General features: G+C 44.0%; 22 protein-coding genes, 1 tRNA gene and 1 riboswitch. Of the genes, 7 read left to right on the top strand and 16 right to left on the bottom strand.

Annotated features, from left to right (window positions below; genetic code table 11):
* Nucleotides 1-54 precede the first annotated feature (54 nt).
* The 4 genes from G6R11_RS08650 to hemH all read left to right on the top strand — a co-directional run bounded on the left by G6R11_RS08650 (nt 55) and on the right by hemH (nt 5161).
* A complete protein-coding gene (locus tag G6R11_RS08650) occupies nt 55-1227 on the top strand; it encodes an extracellular solute-binding protein (protein ID WP_163132675.1) in 1173 nt (390 codons plus the stop codon).
* Nucleotides 1224-3344, top strand: coding sequence for a GGDEF domain-containing protein (locus tag G6R11_RS08645; RefSeq protein ID WP_163132674.1), 2121 nt, complete (start codon nt 1224-1226; stop codon nt 3342-3344). Before G6R11_RS08650 ends, G6R11_RS08645 begins: the two co-directional genes overlap by 4 nt.
* Nucleotides 3345-3432: 88 nt before the next feature.
* Nucleotides 3433-4077, top strand: a complete 645-nt coding sequence (gene adk / locus G6R11_RS08640; protein WP_163132673.1) for an adenylate kinase — start codon at nt 3433-3435, stop codon at nt 4075-4077.
* A 97-nt stretch (nt 4078-4174) separates the two neighbouring features.
* A complete protein-coding gene (gene hemH / locus G6R11_RS08635) occupies nt 4175-5161 on the top strand; it encodes a ferrochelatase (protein WP_163132672.1) in 987 nt (328 codons plus the stop codon).
* Between the two features lie 57 nt (nt 5162-5218).
* Here the strand turns inward: hemH and G6R11_RS08630 are convergent, their stop codons facing one another.
* On the bottom strand, nt 5219-5581 hold the full coding sequence (locus G6R11_RS08630; protein WP_163132671.1) for a DUF2750 domain-containing protein: 363 nt from the start codon (nt 5579-5581) through the stop codon (nt 5219-5221).
* Between the two features lie 251 nt (nt 5582-5832).
* On the opposite strand from G6R11_RS08630, the gene G6R11_RS08625 reads away from it, so the two are divergent.
* Nucleotides 5833-7422 carry an ABC-F family ATPase gene (locus G6R11_RS08625; protein ID WP_163132670.1) on the top strand — a complete coding sequence of 530 codons (1590 nt, stop codon included), beginning with the start codon at nt 5833-5835 and terminating at the stop codon, nt 7420-7422.
* A gap of 116 nt (nt 7423-7538) precedes the next feature.
* On the opposite strand, the gene G6R11_RS08620 is transcribed toward G6R11_RS08625, so the two are convergent.
* From G6R11_RS08620 to G6R11_RS08590, 7 genes are all read right to left on the bottom strand, one after another.
* A complete protein-coding gene (locus G6R11_RS08620; protein WP_163132669.1) occupies nt 7539-8330 on the bottom strand; it encodes a hypothetical protein in 792 nt (263 codons plus the stop codon).
* Between the two features lie 116 nt (nt 8331-8446).
* A complete protein-coding gene (locus G6R11_RS08615; RefSeq protein WP_163132668.1) occupies nt 8447-8689 on the bottom strand; it encodes a hypothetical protein in 243 nt (80 codons plus the stop codon).
* Nucleotides 8690-8807: 118 nt separating this feature from the next.
* On the bottom strand, nt 8808-9539 hold the full coding sequence (locus G6R11_RS08610) for an abortive infection system antitoxin AbiGi family protein (RefSeq protein ID WP_163132667.1): 732 nt from the start codon (nt 9537-9539) through the stop codon (nt 8808-8810).
* Between the two features lie 444 nt (nt 9540-9983).
* Nucleotides 9984-11351, bottom strand: a complete 1368-nt coding sequence (gene purB, locus G6R11_RS08605) for an adenylosuccinate lyase (protein ID WP_163132666.1) — start codon at nt 11349-11351, stop codon at nt 9984-9986.
* A gap of 18 nt (nt 11352-11369) precedes the next feature.
* Nucleotides 11370-11996 carry a high frequency lysogenization protein HflD gene (gene hflD / locus G6R11_RS08600; protein WP_163132665.1) on the bottom strand — a complete coding sequence of 209 codons (627 nt, stop codon included), beginning with the start codon at nt 11994-11996 and terminating at the stop codon, nt 11370-11372.
* 3 nt (nt 11997-11999) lie between these two features.
* On the bottom strand, nt 12000-13103 hold the full coding sequence (gene mnmA / locus G6R11_RS08595) for a tRNA 2-thiouridine(34) synthase MnmA (RefSeq protein ID WP_163132664.1): 1104 nt from the start codon (nt 13101-13103) through the stop codon (nt 12000-12002).
* Between the two features lie 76 nt (nt 13104-13179).
* Nucleotides 13180-13812: a pseudouridine synthase gene (locus G6R11_RS08590; protein ID WP_163132663.1), complete on the bottom strand. Its 633-nt coding sequence runs from the start codon at nt 13810-13812 to the stop codon at nt 13180-13182.
* Between the two features lie 214 nt (nt 13813-14026).
* On the opposite strand from G6R11_RS08590, the gene G6R11_RS08585 reads away from it, so the two are divergent.
* Nucleotides 14027-16249, top strand: a complete 2223-nt coding sequence (locus G6R11_RS08585; RefSeq protein ID WP_163132662.1) for an NADP-dependent isocitrate dehydrogenase — start codon at nt 14027-14029, stop codon at nt 16247-16249.
* Between the two features lie 40 nt (nt 16250-16289).
* On the opposite strand, the gene G6R11_RS08580 is transcribed toward G6R11_RS08585, so the two are convergent.
* The 5 genes from G6R11_RS08580 to G6R11_RS08560 all read right to left on the bottom strand — a co-directional run bounded on the left by G6R11_RS08580 (nt 16290) and on the right by G6R11_RS08560 (nt 21594).
* Nucleotides 16290-17518 (bottom strand): IS3 family transposase gene (locus tag G6R11_RS08580; RefSeq protein WP_163130376.1). Its coding sequence is split into 2 segments (ribosomal slippage): nt 16290-17167 and nt 17167-17518, totalling 1230 coding nucleotides; the frame shifts between segments, so codons are not numbered across the junction.
* Between the two features lie 105 nt (nt 17519-17623).
* A complete protein-coding gene (locus G6R11_RS08575; protein ID WP_163132661.1) occupies nt 17624-18103 on the bottom strand; it encodes an FKBP-type peptidyl-prolyl cis-trans isomerase in 480 nt (159 codons plus the stop codon).
* Between the two features lie 107 nt (nt 18104-18210).
* On the bottom strand, nt 18211-19191 hold the full coding sequence (locus G6R11_RS08570) for a pentapeptide repeat-containing protein (RefSeq protein ID WP_163132660.1): 981 nt from the start codon (nt 19189-19191) through the stop codon (nt 18211-18213).
* Between the two features lie 134 nt (nt 19192-19325).
* A complete protein-coding gene (locus G6R11_RS08565) occupies nt 19326-20978 on the bottom strand; it encodes a response regulator (protein WP_163132659.1) in 1653 nt (550 codons plus the stop codon).
* A gap of 169 nt (nt 20979-21147) precedes the next feature.
* Nucleotides 21148-21231: riboswitch (cyclic di-GMP riboswitch) on the top strand.
* A 279-nt stretch (nt 21232-21510) separates the two neighbouring features.
* A tRNA-Tyr gene (locus tag G6R11_RS08560) sits at nt 21511-21594 on the bottom strand.
* A gap of 164 nt (nt 21595-21758) precedes the next feature.
* Between G6R11_RS08560 and G6R11_RS08555 the strand changes: the two genes are divergently transcribed.
* The gene (locus G6R11_RS08555; RefSeq protein ID WP_163132658.1) at nt 21759-22289 is read left to right on the top strand and encodes a VC2046/SO_2500 family protein; all 531 of its coding nucleotides are present in this window, start codon (nt 21759-21761) and stop codon (nt 22287-22289) included.
* On the opposite strand, the gene purU is transcribed toward G6R11_RS08555, so the two are convergent.
* The 3 genes from purU to G6R11_RS08540 all read right to left on the bottom strand — a co-directional run bounded on the left by purU (nt 22286) and on the right by G6R11_RS08540 (nt 25188).
* Entirely contained in the window at nt 22286-23122 is an 837-nt protein-coding gene (gene purU, locus G6R11_RS08550; protein WP_163132657.1) for a formyltetrahydrofolate deformylase, read from the bottom strand. The genes G6R11_RS08555 and purU overlap by 4 nt on opposite strands.
* A 28-nt stretch (nt 23123-23150) precedes the next feature.
* On the bottom strand, nt 23151-23612 hold the full coding sequence (locus G6R11_RS08545) for a YchJ family protein (protein WP_163132656.1): 462 nt from the start codon (nt 23610-23612) through the stop codon (nt 23151-23153).
* 94 nt (nt 23613-23706) lie between these two features.
* On the bottom strand, nt 23707-25188 hold the full coding sequence (locus G6R11_RS08540; RefSeq protein WP_163132655.1) for a DUF3369 domain-containing protein: 1482 nt from the start codon (nt 25186-25188) through the stop codon (nt 23707-23709).
* Nucleotides 25189-25205 lie beyond the last annotated feature (17 nt).

The raw sequence follows: 25205 nt of genomic DNA, 5'->3' as shown, positions 1-25205 counted from the left end.
GCGCTAAATCGTTGCTACACTAAACAAAAAAATAATAACGGAAAGGTAGCTAACATGCGCAAAATGGTGCTGATTATAGGCTTAATGTGTACGCTTTCTCAGGCTAACGCAAAAGTCACATTGTGGAATGCCCATAACCCATCTCAATATCTTGATAACGCCATTGCAGAGTTTGAAAAACAATCCGGTGTTACCGTAGAAAAAAATAACTTCTTATCGGAGCGATTACGCGAAGAAGTACTTAACCAAGCACGCACCAATACCTTGCCGGATATCCTTTATGTTCCTAGTGACTTTGTCGGGATGCATGATTTGATTTCTTTAGCGCCAGTGCCCAAAGACTGGATTATTCCGCAAACAGAGTCGCGAGTGCTAAAAGCCGGCTTTACCGATAACGAGCAATACGGTGTGCCACTATTTCAAGGCAACCATTTGGTGCTTTACTATAACAAAGATCTAGTTAAACAGCCTGTCAGCTCTTGGGCCGAGTTACTAGATCAACAATCAGATCTTAGCCAAGGTGAACAACAAGCTATTGTTTGGAATTACTCGGAGATGTATTGGTTCATTCCATTCCTCACGGCATTTCAAGGCTGGCCGTTAAATGGCGATAAAATCACCTTAGACACCCCAGAAATGCAGCAGGCTTTAAAGTTTTATAAACAGCTTAAAGATATTGGCTTAGTTGATCCTAGGTGTAATCACGACTGTAGCGTAGAGCGATTTAAAAATGGTCAGTCCGCTTACATGATTAACGGCGATTGGATTTATAACGATCTAAAACAAAATATGGCCGAGAAACTGGGTGTAAGCACCTTGCCAAATATTCAAGGTGAGCCAATGCTGCCAATGTTTTCTGGTTATGTATTGGCCTTTCCACGTCTCTCAAGGTCAGATGAAAATTATCAGCAAATTAAGCAATTTAGTGCTTTTATGCAGCAGCAAGAGGCACAGAGTATCATTTATCATCAAGGTGGTTTAATTCCTGCTAATGTTGAATTGGTTTCGCAAATTATCAGTGATAACAGCCCCAACGAACAAAACATGTTGAAGCAAATGGAAGAAACCAGAGCGATGCCCGGTGACGCCGAAATGACCGTAGTGTGGTTAGCCCTAGAGCGTGGCTTTAACCGATATATGGACCATAACTATTCAGTGGAGCAAGCCACCCAACTCATGCAAACGATTGCTGATAAAGAAATTCGCAAACGCGGAAGCAAAAAATGACAATAAGACTTCGGTCTATCACATTTTTGTTACTGATCTTCGTAGCCATTATTCCGGTTTCGGTGCTCTCGTTCACCCTTTATAAACAAATGTACAACTTTGTTTATCAATCGGTGGATAGTCGCTTAGCTGCCTCAGCTAGCCAAATAACTGCAGAGCTTAAGCATAGCAACGAGATTCTTACCAATGGATTGCGTTTGCTGTCAGAGCAAGAGAGTGTAGTGAATGGCATTGATGACTTACTTTATTCGATTCACCTTCCCGACATACTTGGGAATTTTGTGCTCGATGCGCCGTTAATTGAGTCTTTGTATTTGCTAGAAGCCGACGGCTTTGTCGTGGAATCTTATGGTGGAAATATTCTTGCGCTTGAGCAGTCAAATATACTCCAAGAGCGTTTTACTAGCCCCTTCGTAATAAAAGATCTTGAATCAAAAAGTAAGGTCTATTTAGTTGATAATTACTCTTTGGTTGGCAAAAGCGGTCAACACCATAGCTTGGTGCATGTAGTGCCAATTTACTCTGATCGCGCCATCGATCGTATCGTTGTAAAAGGCTACTTAATAGCAGTAGTGCCTATTTATAAGTTAGCGGAAGTTGCCGCTAATCGCTTAGACGACCAAGAAAGTCTGGCTGTGTTCTATCGCGAAGAACAATTGGTTGGGAACCTTATCGGTGATGACGCTTACGATGTTACTCATGGTAGCCGGTTGATTATATCCGGTCGAAACTATCAAAACTCCGTATGGATTAAGATTAAAGTTGGTCAGCGCCTAGAGAGCCTAGCTAACCAAGTTAAAGAAGCCATGGCGCCGGGCATGGCTAGTAGCATTATTGTTATTGGCATCATAATTGTGGTTGTGATGTTGTTTGCGCATTTAGTGGCAAAAGCATTTGGCCGTTTGTACGGCTTAATTCGAGACTTTGAAAAAGGCCGAAATGCCGATGCCCTAAACAACGGTAAGCTGGTGATTCGAGAATTTGCCGATGTAGCTAATTTGCTTACAGAAATGAAAGGCACCATTGGCGAACAGTTACGCACCGTAAACGAGAAAAACGTTGAGTTAGCGCGCATTGACAAGTTACGGGCAGGCTACTTAGAAGAAGTTCAGAACCTAAATAGTCAACTTGAGTATAAAGTGGAAGAGCGCACCCGTGATTTAGAGCAGTCGATGGATAACTTGGCGCAGAGTAACTTCTTTTTTCAGCAGCTAGTGCAATTTAGGCGGGTATTAGAAGCTAGCATAGGCAACCGACAAATTGCTAACGATGCGCTACGAATTTTATCGATGTGTTTTCCCAATACCGGTTTGGTTATTCACCTGCCGCAATCTCGAGGCCATCGCATGGTGAACGATAGTTTATCGGTAGAGGTAGAAAGCTTCGAACAGTTAGCTAATCGGGTATCAGAAAAATCTCGACAACGTTGGGATCGATTCAGTATCGAGTTTAAACAACAATTGGTAAATGTGTTTGGTATTCGCTGCGGTGGCGGGAAAATGGGTTGGTTGCTTATCAACGAGCCGAAGTTAACTGAAGAAAACAGTAATCGAATTCTATTGTTTATCACCGAACTCAGCGCATTTTTAGAAAACCGAACCCTGAACGAAGAGCTGGACCATGTTGCCAGAACCGATTCTTTAACGGGCATTAAAAACCGCCAAGCCTTTGATGAACTGCAGTTCTCATTAGAAACTCAACTAGATGCCGAAGTGGGTTTATTTATTATTGACGTGAACGGCCTAAAACAAATGAACGATGAGAAAGGCCATGAGAAAGGTGACCAACTGATTATTTCGGTGGCCAGAGTATTAGCTGATTGTTGTGACGGCCTAACCCAAGATTTCTACCGTATTGGCGGTGACGAGTTTGCGGCGGTATTGTCTGGTGAACAATTGGAATCGGCAAGTCAGCTAAACGAGCGTTTAGCAGCAAGACAAAATAATCAAGTGGGTATCGATCTAAACAGCTTTGGCGGAGAGCCTTTGGTGAGCTTCTCCGTAGGGTATGCCTCAACCACCGACGTAGATTTTAGCGGCTTGTATAAGCTAGCCGACCAGAACATGTACAGTAACAAACAGCGTTATTATGCAGAGCTTCGTCAAACTGAACTTTAGTCGAGCTTCCCTTGTAGTTCTGGCCTCATCAGTGTAAATTCACGTCTCTTGTAAAAGCACTAAAAACTAGACCAAGGAACAGCAAATTATGCGCATTATTCTTTTAGGCGCTCCAGGTGCGGGTAAAGGTACCCAAGCACAATTTATTATGGAGCGTTACGGCATCCCTCAAATCTCTACTGGCGATATGCTTCGCGCCGCTGTAAAAGCTGGCACAGCTTTAGGCATCAAAGCAAAAGAAGTAATGGATGCAGGACAATTAGTTTCCGATGAGTTGATTATTGGCCTAGTAAAAGAACGTATTCTTGAAGACGATTGCGAAAAAGGCTTTTTGTTAGATGGTTTCCCTCGCACCATCCCACAAGCTGACGCAATGAAAGACGCCGGTATCAAGATTGATGCGGTGTTAGAATTTGACGTAGCCGACGAAGAAATCGTTAAGCGCATGAGTGGACGTCGTGTTCACCCAGGCAGCGGCCGTGTTTACCATATCGTTTACAACCCACCTAAGGTTGAAGGTAAAGACGACGTAAGCGGCGAAGACTTAGTAATCCGCCCAGATGACGAAGAAAGCATTGTTCGTGACCGTTTAGCTATTTACCACAAGCAAACTAAACCATTAGTTAGCTACTACGGTAAAGAAGCTGAAGCAGGTAACAGCAAATACTTCAAACTAGACGGTACTCAGTCAGTTGAAGCTATCAGCAATCAATTAGTTGAATTACTTGATTAATTACTAATTAGTATTTGCAAAAAAAGCGGCTATTGCCGCTTTTTTTTATGCCTAAAAATGCCGTACACTGTGTTGTCTACTTTTAGGGAATAGTTGAATGTCACAAAATGACAGTGAGTTAAAATGTGCCGTAATATTGGTGAACTTAGGAACACCAGACGAAGCGACACCAGGTGCAGTAGCTAAATTTCTGGGTCGGTTTTTGTCCGATAAGCGGGTGGTGAACCTTCCTAAGTTGTTATGGCTCCCATTACTGTATTGCGTTATTTTGCCACTGCGCTCGCGCCGTGTAGCTAAGTTGTATCAGCAAATTTGGTTGAAAGATGGCTCGCCACTTAAGGTGATTAGTGAGCAAATTTGTAGCAAAGTTGCGGCTAAGCTTAGTGATAAGTATGAAGTGCATTTAGCCATGACCTACAGCGAACCAGATATTCAGCAAGTGGTTAATCAAGTGCTAGATGCAGGCCATCAAAAAGTGCTGTTATTGCCAATGTATCCCCAGTATTCGGTATCAACCACCGCACCAGTGTTTGATGCTTACGCTAAAGCGCTTAAAAACACCTATAACCTGCCAGAGCTGCGCATGGTAAAAGACTACTACGCCGAGCCAGCTTATATACAAGCGCTAGCTAATTCGATTAAACAACACTGGGAGCTAACTGCCCGCGGCGAAGTGCTGTTGTTTTCTTTTCACGGCATTCCAGAGCGTTATGCGCGCAATGGCGACCCATATCCACAACAGTGTGAAGATACAGCCGCTAAAGTTGCCGCAGTGCTTGGCCTTAAACAAAACCAATGGCGTTTATGTTACCAGTCGCGTTTTGGTAAAGATCCTTGGGTAAAACCTTATACCGACCGATTACTGCATCAATTGGCGGAGCAGGGCATTAAGTCTGTAGATGTTATTTCACCGGCGTTCTCGGCAGATTGCTTAGAAACCATTGAAGAAGTGTCTTGTGAGCTACGCGATGAGTTTTTAGAGGCGGGTGGGGAGCAATACCATTACATCTCGGCATTAAACGATAACCCAGAACAGGTAGAGCTTTACTGCCAGTTAATCGAAAAACATACCCAAGGCTGGTAGTTTTAGATTGAACCTTCAAAGCCTCGCTAGATTATTAGTCTAGCGAGGCTTTTTTATTTAGCGGCCCTTGCTAAGGGCATCTTCAAATTCGTAGGGCGATAAAATTACGCCTTCTTCTTGCTCGTTGGGAAATACCGCAACATATAACTCATCGCCGGTTAGCCCCTCGGTCCAACGGCTACGCCATTTATTTAGCGAAATAGCTTCGGCTTTACAGTGTTCCCAATCGCCAGTGGCCCAAGCGTCAGCGGTATCTTTACTGGGCCACACTGGTACGCAGTCTTCATCTTCCGAATTAAGCATTACGCAACCATCATCGTCGATTAAAATCCACAATTGGTTTTGAGCTTTACTTTCTTTTATTAGGTATTGCATGCGCGAATGGCTATCGGCTTTGGCAATGTTACTAGCGTCAGACATGGTTTGTCCTCCTTACGATGATCTGTGATTAGAATAATCCAAATAAACCAAGCCGTCATATAAAAGCGCTAGGCTGGCTGTTGAATGCTTAGTTTTCCGGCGGATAGACTCAACGCAGCTAAACTTATGTGATCTTTGTCCTAATATGTGCGTTGTTTAAGCAAGTTGTGGCATAATGCGCGACCAAACAATTTAGTCACCAGATTACCCAGCAATAAGCTGGTGTAACGTAACCAATCGGAATATTTACATTGCTTACTTCTTCTAATATCACCATGCAATTTGGCGCCAAGCCCTTGTTCGAAAATGTCTCAGTTAAATTTGGCGAAGGTAACCGTTACGGTCTTATCGGTGCTAATGGTTGTGGTAAATCTACCTTTATGAAGATATTAGGTGGTGATTTAGAACCAAGTGCGGGCAATGTATCTAAAGATCCTAACGAGCGCATTGGTAAGCTAAAGCAAGACCAATTTGCTTACGAAGATAAAGCGGTAATCGACACCGTGATTATGGGTTACGAAGAGTTGTGGGCAGTTAAGTCTGAGCGCGATGCGATTTACGACAACCCAGAAATGACAGAAGAAGACGGTATTCGTGCTGCAGAGCTAGAAGCCGAATTTGCAGAAATGGACGGTTACACTGCAGAAGCGCGTGCCGGCGAATTACTGTTAGGCGTAGGCATTCCAATTGAACAACATTACGGCCCAATGAGCGAAGTGGCTCCCGGTTGGAAACTACGTGTATTGCTAGCCCAAGTATTGTTTGGTGACCCAGACATTATGTTGCTCGACGAACCAACCAACAACTTGGATATTAATACTATTCGTTGGTTGGAAGGGGTGCTTAACGAGCGTAACTGCACCATGATTATCATCTCGCACGACAGACACTTTTTAAACAGTGTATGTACTCATATGGCCGATTTAGATTACGGTGAGCTACGCACATTCCCTGGTTCTTACGACGAGTACATGACAGCGGCAACCCAAGCGCGAGAGCAAATGTTGTCGGACAACGCCAAGAAAAAAGCGCAAATTGCTGAGCTTAAAACCTTTGTTAGCCGCTTCTCGGCCAACGCTTCTAAATCTAAGCAAGCTACTTCTCGCGCTAAACAAATTGATAAAATTCAGTTGGCCGAAGTTAAACCTTCTAGCCGTCAAAACCCTTACATTCGCTTCGAAGAAGAGAAAAAGCTGCACCGCTTAGCCTTACAAATTGAAGGCTTAGAAAAGAGCTACGAAGAAACCTTATTTAAAGATCTTAATTTAATGGTGGAAGTGGGCGAGCGCATAGCGGTTATTGGCCCTAACGGTATTGGTAAAACAACCTTCCTTAAATGTTTGGTGGGCGATACCGATTTTGGCGGTAGCATTAAATGGTCTGAGAATGCTCAGCTAGGTTACTACGCGCAGGACCATGCTGCCGATTTTGAAGAAGATAAAAACCTAATTGACTGGATGTGGCAATGGGGTAAAGAGGGCGACGACGAACAAGTGATTCGTGGCACCTTAGGCCGTTTACTATTCTCACAGCAAGACATTAACAAATCCGTTAAGGTTATCTCTGGTGGTGAACAAGGTCGTATGCTGTTTGGTAAAATGATTTTGCAAAAACCAAACATTATGGTGATGGACGAGCCAACCAACCACTTGGATATGGAATCTATTGAGTCACTCAACTTAGCCTTAGAAAACTACCCAGGCACTTTGGTATTTGTAAGCCACGACCGAGAGTTTGTATCAAGCCTTGCTACGCGTATTATCGAAATGACACCAGAAGGTATAGTAGACTTCCACGGCACCTACGAAGAGTACCTCAAAAGCCAAGGCTTAAATGCTTAAGAGCTTAAATTGCAGTTAGTAAAAAGCAGCCATCGGCTGCTTTTTTTTTGAGCTAACGCCTGCATTTGCGGCTGGTTTGGAGCGCAGCGGAAAACCAGTCCAACAACATGCACTTGTTAGCCGTGAACTGGCTCATAACTTAGGAGCTCCGAACCTACAAAATAGTTGCCGTAGTACTCACCCGCTCGATCTTCGGGATATTTCTCGAAGTCAATATAAGGTGCACTACAGTGAGGGCACCTAAACGGATTTAGATAGCTAAAAGCACTGCCATCTGGTGCTTCAGGTAGCATGCCTTCCAGTTTTGACAGTGGATCTTTATTTGGGGCTGATAATGCGGCAGGGCTACCTTCAATGTGGTCACTTACCGTAATCGTGTATTTCCCCGAGCCAGAGTAAAAATAGCCGGAATTACTAAAACCTGCATGATAAGACTGTATTAAGAATGACTTTTGGCAGCTATCGCATACACAAGATAGAACTGTATTTCCTGGAGTAACAGTGCCATTGAAGTGAAGCCCTCTTTTAAATAGGCCTCGACCTATGAAAATGCTTGCATCAGTGCTTGATCCACTCAGAAAAAATGGCTGCAACCGAATACCAGTTGCCTTGCCTTCTTTGAATGCACTTTCATTAAATTCTTTTGAGTCAGTAATCACGCAATCTGCTTGGCATGCAAGATTGGGGTGGACTCTTACGGAAAAGTGAAACCAACCAGAATTATTTCCAAGATCATGAGTGGTCTTATTACCCTCTGAATCAATAAATTCAATGGTGCTACGCGCATCGCACTTCACCGTTGGTTTTTTTTCGACAGGCAGCTCGTCTTTTACAATCGAACAAACTTCCTTCCCATTCACCAGCACCGTTAATATTGGAGCTTCCTTTTTCTTGAAGATACTGAACATTTCTATCCTTTACTGCTAACGCCCCGCTAATGGACGAATAGTTGTTGGCGAAAATAGGCGACGCAGGAGCAAAAGCCAACGGTTATTTGTCCTGCTAAGCTCCTTGTAATACGGGACTAGTTACCTGACTTCATGTTTTTACTTGAACGAAGAAGTGAGTGTAATTCTGACTCAATAAAATAAAGAGCTTCACCCGCTTTTCCATCTTTACTAGAAATCATATCGTCTCCAACAACCTTAAGTTGGCTCAGCAGGCTTTCTATTTTAGAAGTGCTAAAAGCTATTCCAGGCTCGTCCCAACCAGATACCTCTATAAAAGCAATGTCGGCGTCCGATGATAAAGTTTTACTATATGCCAATTTGAATTCCGTATAACGCCTCACTAAGAGGCGAGTAATTGTTGGCTAAAATGTGTAGCGAAGCGGAACCGAGCCAACTGTTACGAGTCCATCTTTAGTGACTTGTTAGCATGACTTACTACAAATCGCTGGATATACTTTCTAGTGACACTACCCGAGACATCAATATTTTTAGTTCAACTCCTGAGTAGTTATCAAGCTTGGTTTGAATAAAGTTAATCATTTCAGGAATATCACTATCACTCTTTACAAATACATATTTAATATCTGCTGGCGATATTTTTAGAGAGGAGAATTCCTTTGTCTCTTTATTGTGTTGCTCAAGAGTTTCGGCATTATCATAAGACTGTTTATCCAACCAAGCTTGAACATCAGTTTTTTTGGGAACAAAACGCCATTCACTTTCTTGGTAAAACTCTTTATCCACAGGAGATCCGGAAAGTAGCATTTTCCCTTCTAATGGTTTTAAAAAGGAGAGTAGTTGATTTAAATCATTTCCTGCGCCTTCATAGTATCCATTTTGACCATGTGCATTTTTAAATAGGTTATTGACCGAAGAACAATATGTACTGTTTTTTGCTACATATGACAATGGATTCAAATTATTAGCCAATGCCCATTCTTTAGTTACCCCTATCCCAAATTCGCCATAAAAATCGACATGTTCACCAATTCTAGACAGCGGAATATCGCAAAAGCAAACCATTGGAAAAGCCACATAATCATATTCAAAAATATACCAACTCAAATCTTCTAGGTAGTACCTAGGCCAAAAACCATCAAGTAAAATATTTTTAACAAACTCGATGTTTTTTGTGAAATGAAACAAAGTGTGTGATTTAGGCTTCATATTATCTCGTCATGCTAACATTCGTATAGTGCGCATGCGCGTTTACCAGATTAGACCAGTGAAAACGCGCATGGCTAAATATCTGAATTTAATGAAGAAACAAGAATAAGGCTCAATACGTTTTCTGGCAAAACGCGCATGCACAGTTAATAAACCTATTATCTAATTCAACACTAAGCTAAGTGATTGATACTACGCTTGTAATTTTTTCAGCTCAAGGCAAAACGCGCACAATTTGTCTTGTTTATTCACACTAGAAAGCCAAAAACAAATAATACTGTATGCATGACCAGAAATGGGGCGGTGTTACGTCGCTCGTAGTTTTGCCTGTAGTTGGGGCGGTTAGAGAGATTTGGTTATCTGAGGCAAATAAAAAAGCCACAACAATTGTTGTGGCTTTTGCTATTAACTAGGCCTTAAGCGTGAGGCTTTAGGCAGTAGTTATTACAGCTGGTCTACAAGCTTAATCGCATCACCAATGTAGTTGGCTGGCGTCATCTTCTTCAGCTCGTCTTTGGCTGATTCTGGCATGTCTAAACCGTCGATAAACTCACGCATAGCTTGTGCGTCTACGCGCTTACCACGAGTAAGCTCTTTTAACTTCTCGTAAGGCTTTTCGATGCCGTAACGGCGCATAACGGTTTGTACTGGCTCGGCCAATACTTCCCAATTGCCGTCTAAATCTTTAAGCAAGTTTTCTTCGTTAACTTGTAACTTACTCACGCCTTTTAGCGTGGCTTGGTAAGCAATTAACGAGTAGCCCATGGCTACACCAAGGTTACGCAGTACCGTTGAGTCGGTAAGGTCGCGCTGCCAACGAGAAACAGGCAGTTTAGCGGCTAGGTGGCCAAACAATGCGTTGGCAATTCCTAGGTTACCTTCTGAGTTTTCAAAGTCGATTGGGTTAACTTTGTGCGGCATGGTTGATGAGCCAATTTCACCAGCAATGGTTTTTTGCTTAAAGTGACCAAGGCAAATGTAACCCCAAATGTCGCGGTCAAAGTCTAGCAAGATGGTGTTGAAGCGGGCGATGGCATCGTATAGTTCTGCGATGTAATCGTGCGGCTCAATCTGGGTAGTGTACGGGTTCCATTGCACACCTAGGCTGGTAACAAACTCTTCAGAGAACTGGTGCCAGTCAACTTCTGGGTAAGCAGAGATGTGAGCGTTGTAGTTACCTACTGCACCGTTAATTTTACCTAGTACTTCTACTGCTTCAATTTGCTTAAGCTGGCGACGTAAACGGGCAACTACGTTGGCCATTTCTTTACCCATGGTGCTTGGCGATGCCGGCTGACCGTGGGTGCGTGACAACAACGGTGTTTCACGAAGTTCTTTAGCAAGATCGGTAATCGCATCGATTAGCTTTTGCAGGTAAGGCACTAATACTTCGCTGCGTGCTTCGCTTAGCATTAACGCGTGAGACAAGTTGTTAATGTCTTCTGAAGTACAAGCAAAGTGGATGAACTCTGATACGGCATCAAGTTCGGCGTTGCCTGCTACTTTTTCTTTTAGAAAGTACTCAACCGCTTTTACGTCGTGGTTAGTGGTACGTTCAATTTCTTTAACGCGAGCAGCATCGGCTTCGTTAAAGTTGTCGTTAATGCTATCTAGAAACGCGATAGCCTCAGGAGAGAAGCTTGGCACTTCAGCAATATTTTGCTGTTGAGCAAGTTTTTGTAACCAACGAATTTCTACTCGTACGCGGTATTTAATTAAGCCAAACTCGCTAAAAATACTACGTAGTTCAGAAGTTTTATCCCCGTAGCGTCCGTCTATCGGGGAAATGGCTGTCAAGGCCGACAGTTCCATGGTGATCTCCTAAATTAACTAATCAATGGTGTGTAAAAGTTGTGTTGTTTGCTGTAAGTAGTTTTTACGTGAAAACAGTAACTGGCGTCGTTGGCCGCCCAATTGGCGCCACAGAACACTGGCGCGAATGCCGGCTAGCAGCAGCGCGCGAACTTTGTGTTGAACCACCGGTTGCTGTAAGTAGCTCACGTTTCCAGCTACTTGAATGCGCGGACCAAGCGGGCTAATAATGTCGCTATAAATGTCGGCGATACCGCCCAGCACTTGTTGGTCGAGCAAATCGAAATGTTGTAATTGTCTATCTAGTTGGCCAATGCGCTCGCCCATCATGTTCATTAGGTCGGGGCGTTTGTTTAAGCGTCGCTCTAGGGCTAACAAGCTCACTAGGTAGCGTGTTATCTCGGCGTTACGCTTTTCTTGTTGGCTACTTAGTTGGCCGCTCATTACGCCCAAACCAAGTTTTAGCTGTTCTAATGAGCCAAATACCTCAACGGTTTCGTTAGGGTTGGTAATAAGAATGCTGTTTAAGCTGGTCTTTAAACCCGCTTCGTCGCAGTTGCTAGTGCGCGCAACATCTTGCACCAGCTTAGCCACTTGGCAGATGCCAGCAAACGCGATAACACGATCGTGGATTGCATTGCTCATAGGCTATAGGCCAATTTTTTGTTCAATGATACCGCCACCTAAACATACTTCGTTTAGATAAAATACCGCAGACTGACCAGGCGTAACCGCAATTTGGGCTTCGTCGAATACCACTTCTATTTCATCGTTGTCACGCGGAATAATGGTACAAGCTACGTCTTGTTGGCGGTAACGAATTTTAACGCTACAGCGCAATTCTTCAGTAATGGTTTTACGGTCTACCCAATGCAGTTGGCCTGCAATAAGTGCCCGAGATTTTAGGCGAGGGTGGTCGTGACCTTGGCCAACAATAAGCACGTTGCGCTCAATGTCTTTGTCTACGGTGTACCAAGGGGTCTCGTCACCGTCTTTGGTGCCGCCGATGCCTAAACCTTTACGTTGGCCTAGGGTGTGGTACATCAAACCTTGGTGCTTGCCAATTACCTTGCCTTCGCAGGTTTCAATATCACCTGGTTGAGCGGGGAGGTACTGAGCTAAGAAGTCGGTAAATTTGCGCTCACCAATAAAACAGATCCCGGTTGAGTCTTTTTTATTAGCGGTAATCAAACCTTGTTCTTCGGCAATGCGGCGTACTTCTGGCTTTTCAATTTCGCCTACAGGGAATAGCGTTTGCGCAATATGCTTTTCTTCTAGGGTGTATAAGAAGTAGCTTTGATCTTTATTGCTATCTAAGCCGCGTAGCATTTGCCAGTGACCGTCTTGAAAGCGGCGCTGTACGTAGTGCCCAGTGGCGATGTAGTCGGCAGACAATTCTTCTGCGGCAAATTCCAAAAATGCCTTAAACTTAATTTCCTTGTTACACATAATGTCTGGATTTGGCGTGCGACCCGCTTTGTACTCTTCAAGGAAGTGTTCAAATACGTTATCCCAGTATTCTGCTGAGAAGTTAATGGTATGTAGCTTAATACCTAGTTTGTCACACACAGCTTGAGCGTCGGCTAAGTCTTCTGCCGCTGCACAGTATTCGCTGTTGTCGTCTTCTTCCCAGTTCTTCATAAAAAGACCTTCAACCTGATAGCCTTGCTGAATAAGCAAGTAGGCTGAAACGGAAGAGTCGACGCCGCCGGACATACCGACAATCACTTTTTTAGTGTTGTTTGAGTTCATGCTAACTTGTTGGGAAAAATTTGCGGCGAATTCTACCAGAAAAACTGTGACGAAAACAGCATTTCAGCATGGGTGTCTATGTGATGTCTTCGCCCACTAATTGCTGGTAACTGCCGTTGGCTATTCCGTCTAAGGTGTAGTGGCCAATTTGATAGCGAACCAAGCGCAGAGTAGGGAAGCCAATGGCTGCTGTCATGCGGCGTACCTGCCGATTTCGCCCTTCTTTAATGCTAATGCTTAACCAAGTGGTGGGAATAGATTTACGCTCACGAACCGGTGGATTACGTGGCCATAAATCGGGCTCTTGCATCAGCCTTACTTTGGCCGGCAAACAGGGACCGTCTTTTAGGGTTACGCCTTTACGTAAAGGTTCTAGTTCGGCATCGCTGGGCGCGCCTTCCACTTGTACCCAATAGGTTTTGCTGGTTTTGGCTTTGGGATTAGCAAGCTGATGTTGCAGTTTCCCGTCGTTTGTTAACAGCAACAATCCTTCGCTGTCTCTATCTAGCCGACCGGCGGCGTAAACCTCTTCAATATCGATATAGTCTTTTAGGGTTGCTCGGCCTTGGCCATCGGTAAATTGGCTAAGTACGTCAAAGGGTTTATTGAACAGAACTAAACGGCGTGGGCCATTAAGTGGTTTAACTGATTTGGCCTGAGGCTTTCGTTTAAAACGACGCTGCGCTGGCGATTTTGCAAACTTATTCATAGCGCCAATTGTAACATCTAATGGATGTACCACTAGTAAAACAATGTTAAAGCGTTTGTAAATGGTTTATTATTTTGGCCGAATTATTGGACGGTGAGTTAATAAGTAAACAAGCTTTGTAGTTTTTTATTGCTCGCTAACCACCTCGCAGACTCGATCATTTGTATAAAAATGGCAGCCATTGCGAGAGCAACCACAACTTTTAGGGACCGACATGACGTCAAAGATTATTTATACCTTAACGGACGAAGCGCCAGCCTTAGCCACGTACTCACTACTACCTATTGTACAAGCGTTTACTAATGCTGCTGGTGTTGATGTAGAAACCCGTGATATTTCTTTAGCTGCTCGTATTATTGCTAGCTTTCCTGAATGTTTAACCGAGCAACAACAAATCTCTGATGCCTTAGCCGAGCTAGGTGAATTGGCTAAAAAGCCAGAAGCTAACATTATTAAGCTTCCAAACATCAGTGCCTCGGTTCCGCAATTAAAAGCGGCGATTAAAGAGTTGCAAGCCCAAGGTTACGCTTTACCTGATTACCCAGAAGAGCCAAGTAACGACCAAGAGCGTGACGCTAAAGCCAAATACGACAAAGTAAAAGGCAGTGCGGTAAACCCAGTATTGCGTGAAGGTAACTCAGACCGTCGTGCGCCTGGTTCAGTTAAGCAATATGCTCGCAATAATCCACACTCTATGGGTGCTTGGTCAAAAGATTCTTTAAGCCACGTAGCTAGCATGAGCCAAGGCGATTTTTACGGCAGCGAAGTATCAGCCACTATCCAAGATGCTGGTTCGGTATCTATTCAGTTAAAAACTGACGCTGGCGAAACCATCACTTTAAAAGAAGCATTCCCTGTACTAGCTGGCGAAGTAATTGACGCAGCAGCGCTAAACGTGGCTGAACTGTCTTCATTTATTGAAGCAGAAATTGAAGATGCAAAAGCTAAAGGCATTTTGTTCTCGCTACATATGAAAGCCACCATGATGAAGGTGTCTGACCCAATTATCTTTGGCCACGTAGTAAAAGTATTCTTTAAAGATGTATTTGCTAAATACGGCGAACTATTTGAAGAGCTAGGTGTTGATGTAAGCAACGGCTTAGGTGACGTTTACGCTAAAATTCAACAGTTAGACGCGGCCAAGCAAGAAGAAATTAAAGCTGCAATTGACGCGGTATACGCGCAGCGCCCTGGTTTAGCCATGGTAGATTCAGACAAAGGCATTACTAACTTGCACGTACCAAGCGATGTAATTATTGATGCGTCTATGCCTGCAATGATCCGTGCATCTGGTCAAATGTGGAATAGCGAAGGCAAGCAACAAGATACTAAAGCGGTGATCCCAGATCGCAGCTACGCAAGCATTTATCAGCAAACCATCGATTTCTGTAAAGAGAACGGCGCGTTTAACCCAACAACTATGGGTTCGGTAGCTAACGTTGGTTTAATGGCGCAAAAAGCCGAAGAATATGGTTCACACGATAAAACCTTTACTGCACCAGCAGCTGGTACGGTAGAAGTAGTTGACCAAAATGGCCAAGTAGTACTTAGCCAAGCGGTTAAGCAAGGCGACATTTTCAGAATGTGCCAAGTTAAAGACGCGCCAATTCGTGATTGGGTGAAACTAGCAGTTAACCGTGCTCGCTTAACCAATACTCCAGCAGTATTCTGGTTAGATGCAAATCGTGCTCACGATGCTCAGCTAATTAGCAAAGTAGAACAGTACTTAACTGAACATGATACTAGCGGCTTAGAAATTAAAGTACTTGCGCCAAGCGATGCGACTCAGTTCTCTCTAGAACGTGTTAAGCAAGGCTTAGATACGATTTCTGTTACCGGTAACGTATTACGTGACTACCTAACCGACTTATTCCCAATTCTTGAGCTAGGTACTTCGGCTAAAATGCTGTCAATTGTACCGCTTATGAATGGCGGCGGTTTATTCGAAACTGGTGCCGGCGGTTCTGCGCCTAAGCACGTTCAGCAGTTCGAAAAAGAAAACCACTTACGTTGGGATTCTTTAGGTGAGTTCTTAGCGCTATCTGCTTCTTTGGAGCACCTAGGGCAAGTAACTAACAACGCTAAAGCTGCGGTACTAGCCAGTACGCTTGATAAAGCTACCGGTACTTTCTTAGACGAAAACAAATCTCCTTCGCGTAAAGTGAAAGAGCTAGACAACCGTGGTAGTCATTTCTACCTATGTTTGTACTGGGCACAGTGCTTAGCAGAGCAAAGCGAAGACCAAGAGCTAAAAGCTGTTTTCGCTGAAGTAGCGCAAAAGCTTGCTAGCCAAGAAGCTCAAATTGTAGAGCAGCTAAACACCGCTCAGGGACCAGCAGTTGACTTAGTTGGGTACTACCAACCAGACAGTGTTAAAGTGGCCGCAGCAATGCGCCCAAGCCCTTTGTTTAACGATGTTATCGATAGCCTTCGTTAATTTTTACAAGATGACCCGTCCTAAGATAGGTTGACGATTTTTAGGCCAGCTCCAGTAGCTGGCCTTTTCTATTGTGCACCTGATTGGGCGTTTTCATATTTAAACTCAGATGCGGCCTCATAGCGTTGTATATCGCTATCGATTCTTTTACAAGTATCTTCATTTCTTTAAGCGTTTTACATCGGTACAGTAAAAACTCCTGCTTCAGTATTCCGTTTATCCTTTCCGCCAACGCATTTTGGTAGCAATCATAACCGTCTGTCATCGAGGGTCGAATTTGGTTTATCAACAGYTCATCCTGATAAACTGCCGAGCAGTATTGTGAGCCTCGGTCTGAGTGGTGTACCGTGTTAGCGATATAGCGCTTATCTTTAACCGCCATTTTCAGGGCCTTCACTACGCTGTCAGCTTTCATGTCCTCACTCAAGTGATGACCGACTATTTTACGAGAAGCAGCATCGGTCACCAGCGACAGATAGTGTACACCTTGGTCTGATTCAAGATAGGTTATGTCGCTAACCAGTACATGCTCTGCATCATGTAACCCTTCCTCTTTCAGCAGGTTAGGATGTTTCTTCATCCAGTGCTTGCTGAATGTCGTTTTGGTGAAGCTTCTCTTTGGTTTAACCAGCAAACCMTCACGTCTCAAATAGGCAAAGAGCCCATCTCGTCCAAGTTTAATGTCGTGCTCAAGGAGTTTAGGCTTTATCAACACGTAGAGCTTGCGTACACCCAATCGCGGCATATATTTACGCCAGTACTGTACCCAGTCTTTGATGACCGATAACGTCGCTCTACGGTTTTCCATTCGGGCGACCGCCTGATAAATAGATTGCCGTGAAATACCCGCCGCGCGACATGCAGCAGCTAGGTTTATTTCGCTGTCGGTTTTCGCTTGCCAGATGTACCGGATAAGTACTTTTTTCTAAGGCCCGCTCCGTATTCATTGTCCATGATATCGACCATACCATTGAGGATTTGGTTACGTAGCTTCTCTTCGGCTAACTCACGCTCAAGGCGCTTGATTGTTTCGGCTGGCGTTTCTTTTGAATTAGGCATAAGGGGATGCTGAAATGGTTTTGACCAATCAAGCCTACCATGTTTTCTGAGCCAAACCAGTACTGTTGAACGCCCCTGAATGCCAAATCGGGCTTGAGCTTGTTTGTAAGTCATTTCGCCTTTTTCGACGCGCTCTACGACACCTAATTTAAAGGCTAAGGTGTAATCTCGTTGTGTGCGCTTAGGGCTTGAGTTAATGGGTGTTGTCATAAAGAAGTCCTCTTTATGTCAACCTATTTCCGGACGGGACAGTAGACATAAAAAAGCCTTGGTCATGCCAAGGCTTTTTACATTTACATGAAGTGTTCAATCAGCCTACTTACTATCAACCGACAGCAATTCTACTTCGAAGATTAAGGTAGAGCCGGCAGGAATTGATGCCACACTACGGTCGCCATAGGCTAATTGACTTGGGATAAAGAAACGGAATTTCTCGCCCACGCTCATATATTGCAAACCTTCGGTCCAGCCGGCGATAACTTGCCCTAAGGGGAACTGTGCAGGGCGTTTGCGTTCTACCGAGCTATCAAACACTAAGCCGCTTAACAGTGTTCCATGGTAATGAACGGTCACAGTGCTGTTTGCTGAAGGCTTCTCAGCGCCTTCTACAACATCTTCCAAAATCACGTACTGCAACCCTGATTCTGTGGTTATTACACCGTCTTTTTGAGCGTTTTCGGCAAGAAAGTCGTGGCCCAGTTGACGGTTTTGCTTAACCGCTTTGGCATTATTATTGGCGCGAAGAATAAACAAAATCACAAAAATAGCGAGTAGAGCGATAACCACAAATTTCAAGGTCGATTCCTTACTAGGGTGTTGAGTAAAAGATAAAGGTTAATCTAACTTTACGAAAGTGCTAGTTAAAAAGCACTGCTTATCTAAGAAAACTGGCCTCAACAGCGCTAGCGGGTCATTTTCTTTACAAACACTACAACAAACAGCGCAATGATAAAGCTACCGCTAAAGGCCTCTATGGCGGCGAAAATTCGGGAAAGTCCAACAGGAGTGAAGTCGCCATAACCAAGCGTAGTAAATGTGACCACGCTGTAATATAAGCATTCAAAAAACGCCACAACGTTTTGCCCAAGGCTGTGGTTAACACTAAGCGAAACAATATTGCCGTTAAAGTGAATACCGGTAAATGAGTAGATAATTGCGCAGCTTAAAATGATTAACATTGAGGTGTATACCACGCGAATCGGTAACTCTCCGTAACCGCATACCAAATCAACCAGCTTGGATATTCCTCGTCGATAAGAGAATTTGGGCATTTGATAACGTCGCATAGTGAGTTCTTTACGCAGAAACACGCCTGCTGTGGTAAACAAGCCTTCCGACTCAGCTGTTTTGCGCAAACCGCGATATACCTCTTCGGCTTGTTGGTAGTAGTCGGCCATGGCTTCTTTATCTTGTTGCTGTTCGGCAGCACTACCGAGTTGCTCTTGAAGGACTTTTTCACCCACACAAAGGCTATCGCACTTACATTGGTCCATTTTGGCACCGAGTAGGTTGGTTTTAGTTAGGTCGGCATGATTTAGGTTAGCACCTCGCAAATCGGCTTTCATCAAGCTACCGTTTTGTAGGTTAATATTGAAAAGGTGAGCACCTTTTAAGTCGCTTCGGTAGAGGTCAGCGCCAGAGAGGTCGTAACCTTGCTTGCTGTTGTAGCGAACTAAATCAATACCCGCAAGCTTGGCTTTTTTTAGGCTGATTCCTCGAAGCATACCGCCATTTTGGGCGTAGTTTTCTAGCTTCTCTTTGATCTCCTCGCCGCACTTGTCCTCGTCAGGATCGTGCCAAAAACACAAACCACTTTCTAAAGCTGGCTCACTGCAGCTGGCACCAGAGCTATCTTGATAGAGGCATTTACCGCATTTCTCCATATTTCGCTAACACTCCAGCTATTAATCAACAATTTGATTATTAGCCAGTTTTTTTACTGGCCTAAAGCTAAGTGTATTTCAAATAGAGGATTTTGCGAGTTGCCTTTACTGTTATGGTTAACTGCGGTTAGAGCTTACTTATTTTTGCTACCTAATTGCTGGAACTCGCTTTTTAAGGTTGAATAACGTTCGGCGTGGTTGTCATTTAGCTTAAGACCGTCTAGCAGTTTAATGGTGATTTTACAGTCTGTTAAAAGTTGGCCGCTGAGTCCTTTCTCTGACTGATTAAGCTGTTTTAGAATCGCTTGGATTTTGTTTAAGATAGCGCCAGTGTTACCTGGGGCAACTTGTAAGGCTTTGTCGAAATAGCTAGTGGCTTCATGGAAGCGGCCTTCTTCGTAGGCTTCAATACCCATTTTATTGTACTCACGAAACTGGCCTAGTTTTAGCTCAAAATCTTCGGCTTTTAATACCTTATGCGCAGAGGACAGCGACATAGGGTCAATGTTATCGCGTTTTTCTAGCTCTTCAGCGAAGGGCATTGCGTATTCAAATTCGCCTACAGAGTTTAGAGTTAAGAAGGTATCCGGCAAAAGCTCGCCACTCACTTTGTCTGGGGCATCTAACAAACCGTCGTGGCTATCAAACAGCAATCGTTTGGCTTTGTTTAATTCGCCTTTGGTGGCGTGCACTCGAGCTTGGCTGATGCCTTCAAAGGCATCAAAATTAAAGTCTTCGTCTTTACCTTCTTCACGTCTTGCATGAAATAGCACCGAATTAACCTCTTGCAGCAAGCGATTCTTTCGATATAAATCATCTTCATTTTGCGCTTCATCGATCAGGCTACGTACATAGTTGCAAAGATGATGGGGGCCGCGATGTATAGAACGCCTAGCGAGCTGTAAAATGGTCGAAAAGGTTTCTTTAGCTAGAGTTAAATCGCCAGCCTCCATGGCTAGTTCTGCGAGCAATTGTTGTCGCTCGATACTATTTACGGCTAACTTCGAGGCTTTTAGAACGGTTTCTAAAGCTTTGTCTAACTCGCCCTCGGCACGATAAGCGCGGGCTAGCCAATCGTAACCGGTGAGTAGCAAAGGGCTCTCGGCGATAGAGCGATTAAGCGTTTCTATGGCGCTCTTATTGTCTTTTAGCAAAAGGTGGACTCGGCCAAGGGTAGCTTTCGCCCAAGTTTGTTTTCGTTCTTCTAGTATGGCTTCTAGTGCTTCTTTAGCGGCTTGGTATTCACCTAAGGCGATTTGCGCTTCTACGCGTAGGTTTCGGCAATAATTGCTATAGCGGCTTTCTGCTTCAATTTGCTTATCGCAGAGTTCAATAACTTGCTGGTATTGTTTCTTAGCGAGTGCCTCGTAAACTTCGCGTAGGCTTTGTCGCTTAAGATTGGCGCGCGCTAGGCGGTTATGCAGTTGAAACTGAGAAAAGGGCTTAGTAATAAACTCATCTGGCTCCATTTCTAGAGCACTAAGCACCATGCTTTTGTTATTGTCACCACTAATGATAAAGAATAGGGCATCAACTTCTAACAATTCGCTAACACGCAGTTCTTCTAAAAGCTGGCCGCCATTTTTACCTGTACCTAGATTATAATCCACTAAAAGTATGTCGAATTTTCGTTTTCGGCACGCCCTTACAGCTGCTTCACCAGTATTTGCAAAATAAACGTCGGTTGCACCAAAGTTTTGCAACATCGCCTTAAGCATAACCTGAAAGGCTCGTTGATCATCAACGATGAGTATTTGCTTGTCGCTGTAATTATATTGCGTTGCCATTACTGAGTGTTCTAATCCTTTTGGCTTATCCTAGCATAAGTTACTGAGCGATAAAGTAGTGTAAGTATAGACAGTTAGCACGGTAGTAGTATCTGCTATTAAACCTTGCAAAAACAGCCAAGCTTGATTTAATATTGAGGTGTTAATGAGTCTTTTGGTCTCATTAGCGCTGAGTCAAAGCCAAACTTGGAGTGATCCAAGGTCGGAAAGTTACAGGTCTTTAGGGCAACCTTAAGATGGCTGGACCGCCTTAGTTGAGTGGTTAGATTTGCAAATGTACATCTTTCTACTTAGTAAGTTAGTCTATTTACCGTTTATTACTTTCCGTATTTGGTTGGAACGCCAAGCTAAAATTAGCTTGGCGTATTTGTTTCTGCCGCCTCACCATGTTAAGCATTTGTTTCAAAATGCTGTTATTCCCTAGACTTATTCATCTATTCCCAGCTAAACATCGGGCCCTGTGTCCATTGCATACTGACGACAAATTTCAGGCATAAAAAAAGACATCCTAGGATGTCTTTTTTTATCAGTATGGTGGAGGGAGGTGGATTCGAACCACCGAAGCTTTCGCGACAGATTTACAATCTGTTCCCTTTGGCCACTCGGGAACCCCTCCTGCTTGTGGAGCGGCATATTACCAGAACTTGGTGGGCTGTAAAGCAAAAAAAGCGACATTTTTATCGGCAGATTACTGTTTGCCTATTATCTGTGCATTTAGCCGATATTTGCTAAAGTTTTAGTCTGCTCTTCCGATAGCTATAAAGGTAATGGAGGAGCGATATGTTAGTTGAACAAATTAGACAGAGTAGCTTATGTGATGAACTGCAGTTGGGCGATACGCTTAACCAAAGTACTTTGCATGGTGAACAAGCTCGTTTTCATCTATTACTCAGCATGCTTAGTCAAAACGTGTGCGACCAAGCTCAGTTTTCGATGCAGAAGCAAAATCATGAGCAAGTTCAGCAAGATTTACGCGATAAGTTTCAATTAGCTCAGGCTCGCGCGCTTAAAGCTCTAGATGATGAGTTTCCAGTGCAAGCCAATTGGAGTAAGCACCTGCAAGCGGGAGAAACTTCGCGAATTCGTTTAGAACAAGCTCTTGGCGGCTATGCGGCGTGTGCAGAGGACAGTGTTGACGGTTTACCTCATGAGGTAATGAACAACGTTGATTTGTTAAGCCGAGTCAAACACAAAGTGGCGAAGCCAGATCTGCAACAAGAAATAGATAAAGAAGTGAAGGGGAGTGACATGTACAACTTACTAAGTGACTTCGATTACTCAAAGCCACTTAGCGTTAAGTACTTTAATTAACGAAACACCACGGTACGGTTTCCGTAAACAAATACTTTTTCATCAAGTACTTGCTGCAGGGCTTTGCTCAATACTGCTTTTTCTACATCTCGGCCAGCTTTGGCCATTTCTTCGGCACTGTAAGTATGGTCAACATGAATAACGTGTTGCTCTACAATTGGTCCTTCGTCCAAATCGTTGTTTACAAAGTGGGCTGTAGCTCCAATAATTTTTACGCCTCGGTCGTAAGCTTGTTTATATGGCTTAGCACCAATGAAGGCTGGCAAAAACGAGTGATGGATGTTTAAGATTTTGTTGTTGAAGGCTTCCACAAAGGCCGGCGTAAGAATACGCATGTACTTGGCGAGAACAACATAGTCTGGTTGGTATTGTTGTACTACCTCAATAACTTGCTGCTCATGCTCTTCGCGGCTTAAATCTACGTGGCTAATATGATGGAAAGGAATATCAAATTTTTCCGTCAAGTTGCGCAGGCTGTCGTAGTTGCCCACTACTGCAGCAATTTCTACGTCCATATCACCGTAAACAGCTTTCATCAGTAGATCGCCCAAACAATGGGCTTCTTTGGTTACCATAATGACGATGCGCTTACGCCCAGCACTTTCTAAACGGCGAGTGCTGCCAGTGGGCAGAGCGCCATCTAGATCGGCAAGTAAGGTTTGGTCGTTAAAGTAGCCTTCTAATACCGTACGCATAAAAAAGCGATTGGCATCGTTATCTACAAACTCGTTGTTTTTGATAATGTTAAGCTGGTGCTTAGCACATATATTGGTAATGCTTGAGATTAAACCTTTTGCATCTGGGCATTCGGTTAATAGGATTTTTCTTTCCATTGTGTTTTCGATTTATTCAGTTTTAAAGTTAAGATTTATTACAGCACTGTTTAAACTTTTTGCCGCTCCCGCAGGGGCAAGCCGAATTGCGCGCCAAGGCTTTTGGGGCGAATTCTCCGTCAGTATAAAACCAACGCTCGTTAACTTTTTTAAAGTTAGAGCGTTCGTGCAAAATTTGTCGTTGGCCTTGTTCGCAATAATGGGCTTTAAACTCCACTATGCCTGCTTGGCCGTCTTTAAAGTCACAGCTAAAGATAATTTGTAGCTTTTCCCATTGCCCTAGATCTTCTTTAGCGGAAGATTGCGGGGCTTCGCCCTGTCGATAGTCTGGATGGTGTGTCTGCCATAGATAACTGGCATCTCCGAGCGTAAACGCGGTGTAGCGAGAACGCATTAACTGCTCACAACTTGTCGGTAAGCAATCACCGTTGATGATGGGCTGACAGCACTGAAGAAAATCGTTGCCGCTACCGCAGGGGCAAACTAACACAGGAAAACCTCAAATTTGACTAAGGGCGAAGTGTAACAAGAAGCTGCCGATAAGGCAGCTGAAACTTGGTGATAGTTTGGCCAAATTGACCTGATTAATCAGGATTTAACATGTGTTTAACCGTAAATGTGGTTAATTGCGGATCAAAGTGTGGGTTGTTGGCTAAATCAAGCTTAGCCAAACTTTGTTGTTGGTCGCCTTGCTCACTTAAATATACGGCTAGGGCAACAATACGCGCGTAGATATGAATGGTTTCACCACTTAGGCCTAAAGGGCGGCCACTGCCATCCCAGTTTTCCTGGCTTTGATTGGCTACGATAAGCGCTGCATCTATCTGCTGCTGCACCGAGGGATCTTTTAGTGTATCGGGTAGCTGGCAATGCTCAGCAATACGCTGCCAACTGCCTTGGCTTAGCATATTGCAGCTAAGCAATGCGTCGGGTAAGCCGTGGTTGGCGAGACTGTAGAAGCTAGCGGCTTTGTTTAATACTTCGCGTTGCTGATCGCTTAGTGAATAAGCGGCCGCTAGTTTAGAGCAATAGCGCTCTACATTGCTAAGTTGCTCGGTATTATATTGTTTGGTTTGAATGGCTTGATGAATTAACTCCACTAGGCGCAGTTGGCCGTGAGCCAGCTGTTTTTGTAGATGTTGGTTCTCTAGCCTCACAGCTGTACTTTGAATCAAATAGTTAAGTGGCTCCAGCTGCAATTGCTGGGTATCGCTCCATCCTTCTAGATAGAACATCAAGGGTTCGCTGTCAGTATTCTGCAAATAAAACACCGCGTTGTTCTCACCAAAACTATGTTGTTGGTTTTGCTGTGCTTGGTTGAGCAATGACTGCAATCGGCTCGGCAACTCATGTAGGCTGCGAACGTCTTCTAAATAGGCCAGTTTTCCTTCGCTGTGCAGAACCTTGAGTTTGGAGCGGTAAACACTTAAGGCCAAGCCACTAAGGGGAAGCTTTGTATCTTGCTGAGCTAACAAGTCAACAAGTTCGCGAAACACCCCTGCGGCCAAGTTTTGTTCGTTTTTGCAGTTTTCAATATGGCTAGAGGAATTGATGACCGCTCGCAGGTTATTCCGCTGCGAGTGAAGTTCGGTTATTTCTTGATAGGCACGCAGTGAAGCGCACATTAAAGTGTCTAGGTTTACGTCGCTTAACTCGGTTTTGTTTTTATAGTCACTCACATCATAGCGGCGAATCACCTCTCTAATAGGTGCTAAGCCTGGTTGGCCTGTGCGCAAAATTAGCCTTATTTTGTGGTTGTTAAGGCGCTGGCGAATATCATCGATAAGCAGTAAACCTGCATCATCACTCTCCATAACAACATCTACCAAGGCAATCGCGACATCGCCGTGTTCACTCAGTAACTGGTAGGCCTCGGCGGCGTTGTAAGCATCAATAAAGCTGAGCTTTCTATCTTGGTAAGAAAAGTTGTTTAAGACTAATTTGGTGACGGTATGCATTTCGCTATCGTCATCCACAATTAACACCTTCCAGGGAGCTGGCTCTAGGGTTTCGGTAGCGGTGTCGTCTTCTTCATCAAACAGGAATAGTTCAGCACTATCATCCATTGCTACTGTCCTCTCAT

The sequence above is a fragment of the Agarivorans sp. Alg241-V36 genome (assembly GCF_900537085.1).
Taxonomy (GTDB): domain Bacteria; phylum Pseudomonadota; class Gammaproteobacteria; order Enterobacterales; family Celerinatantimonadaceae; genus Agarivorans.
This window is presented reverse-complemented; position numbering and strand designations above follow the sequence as displayed.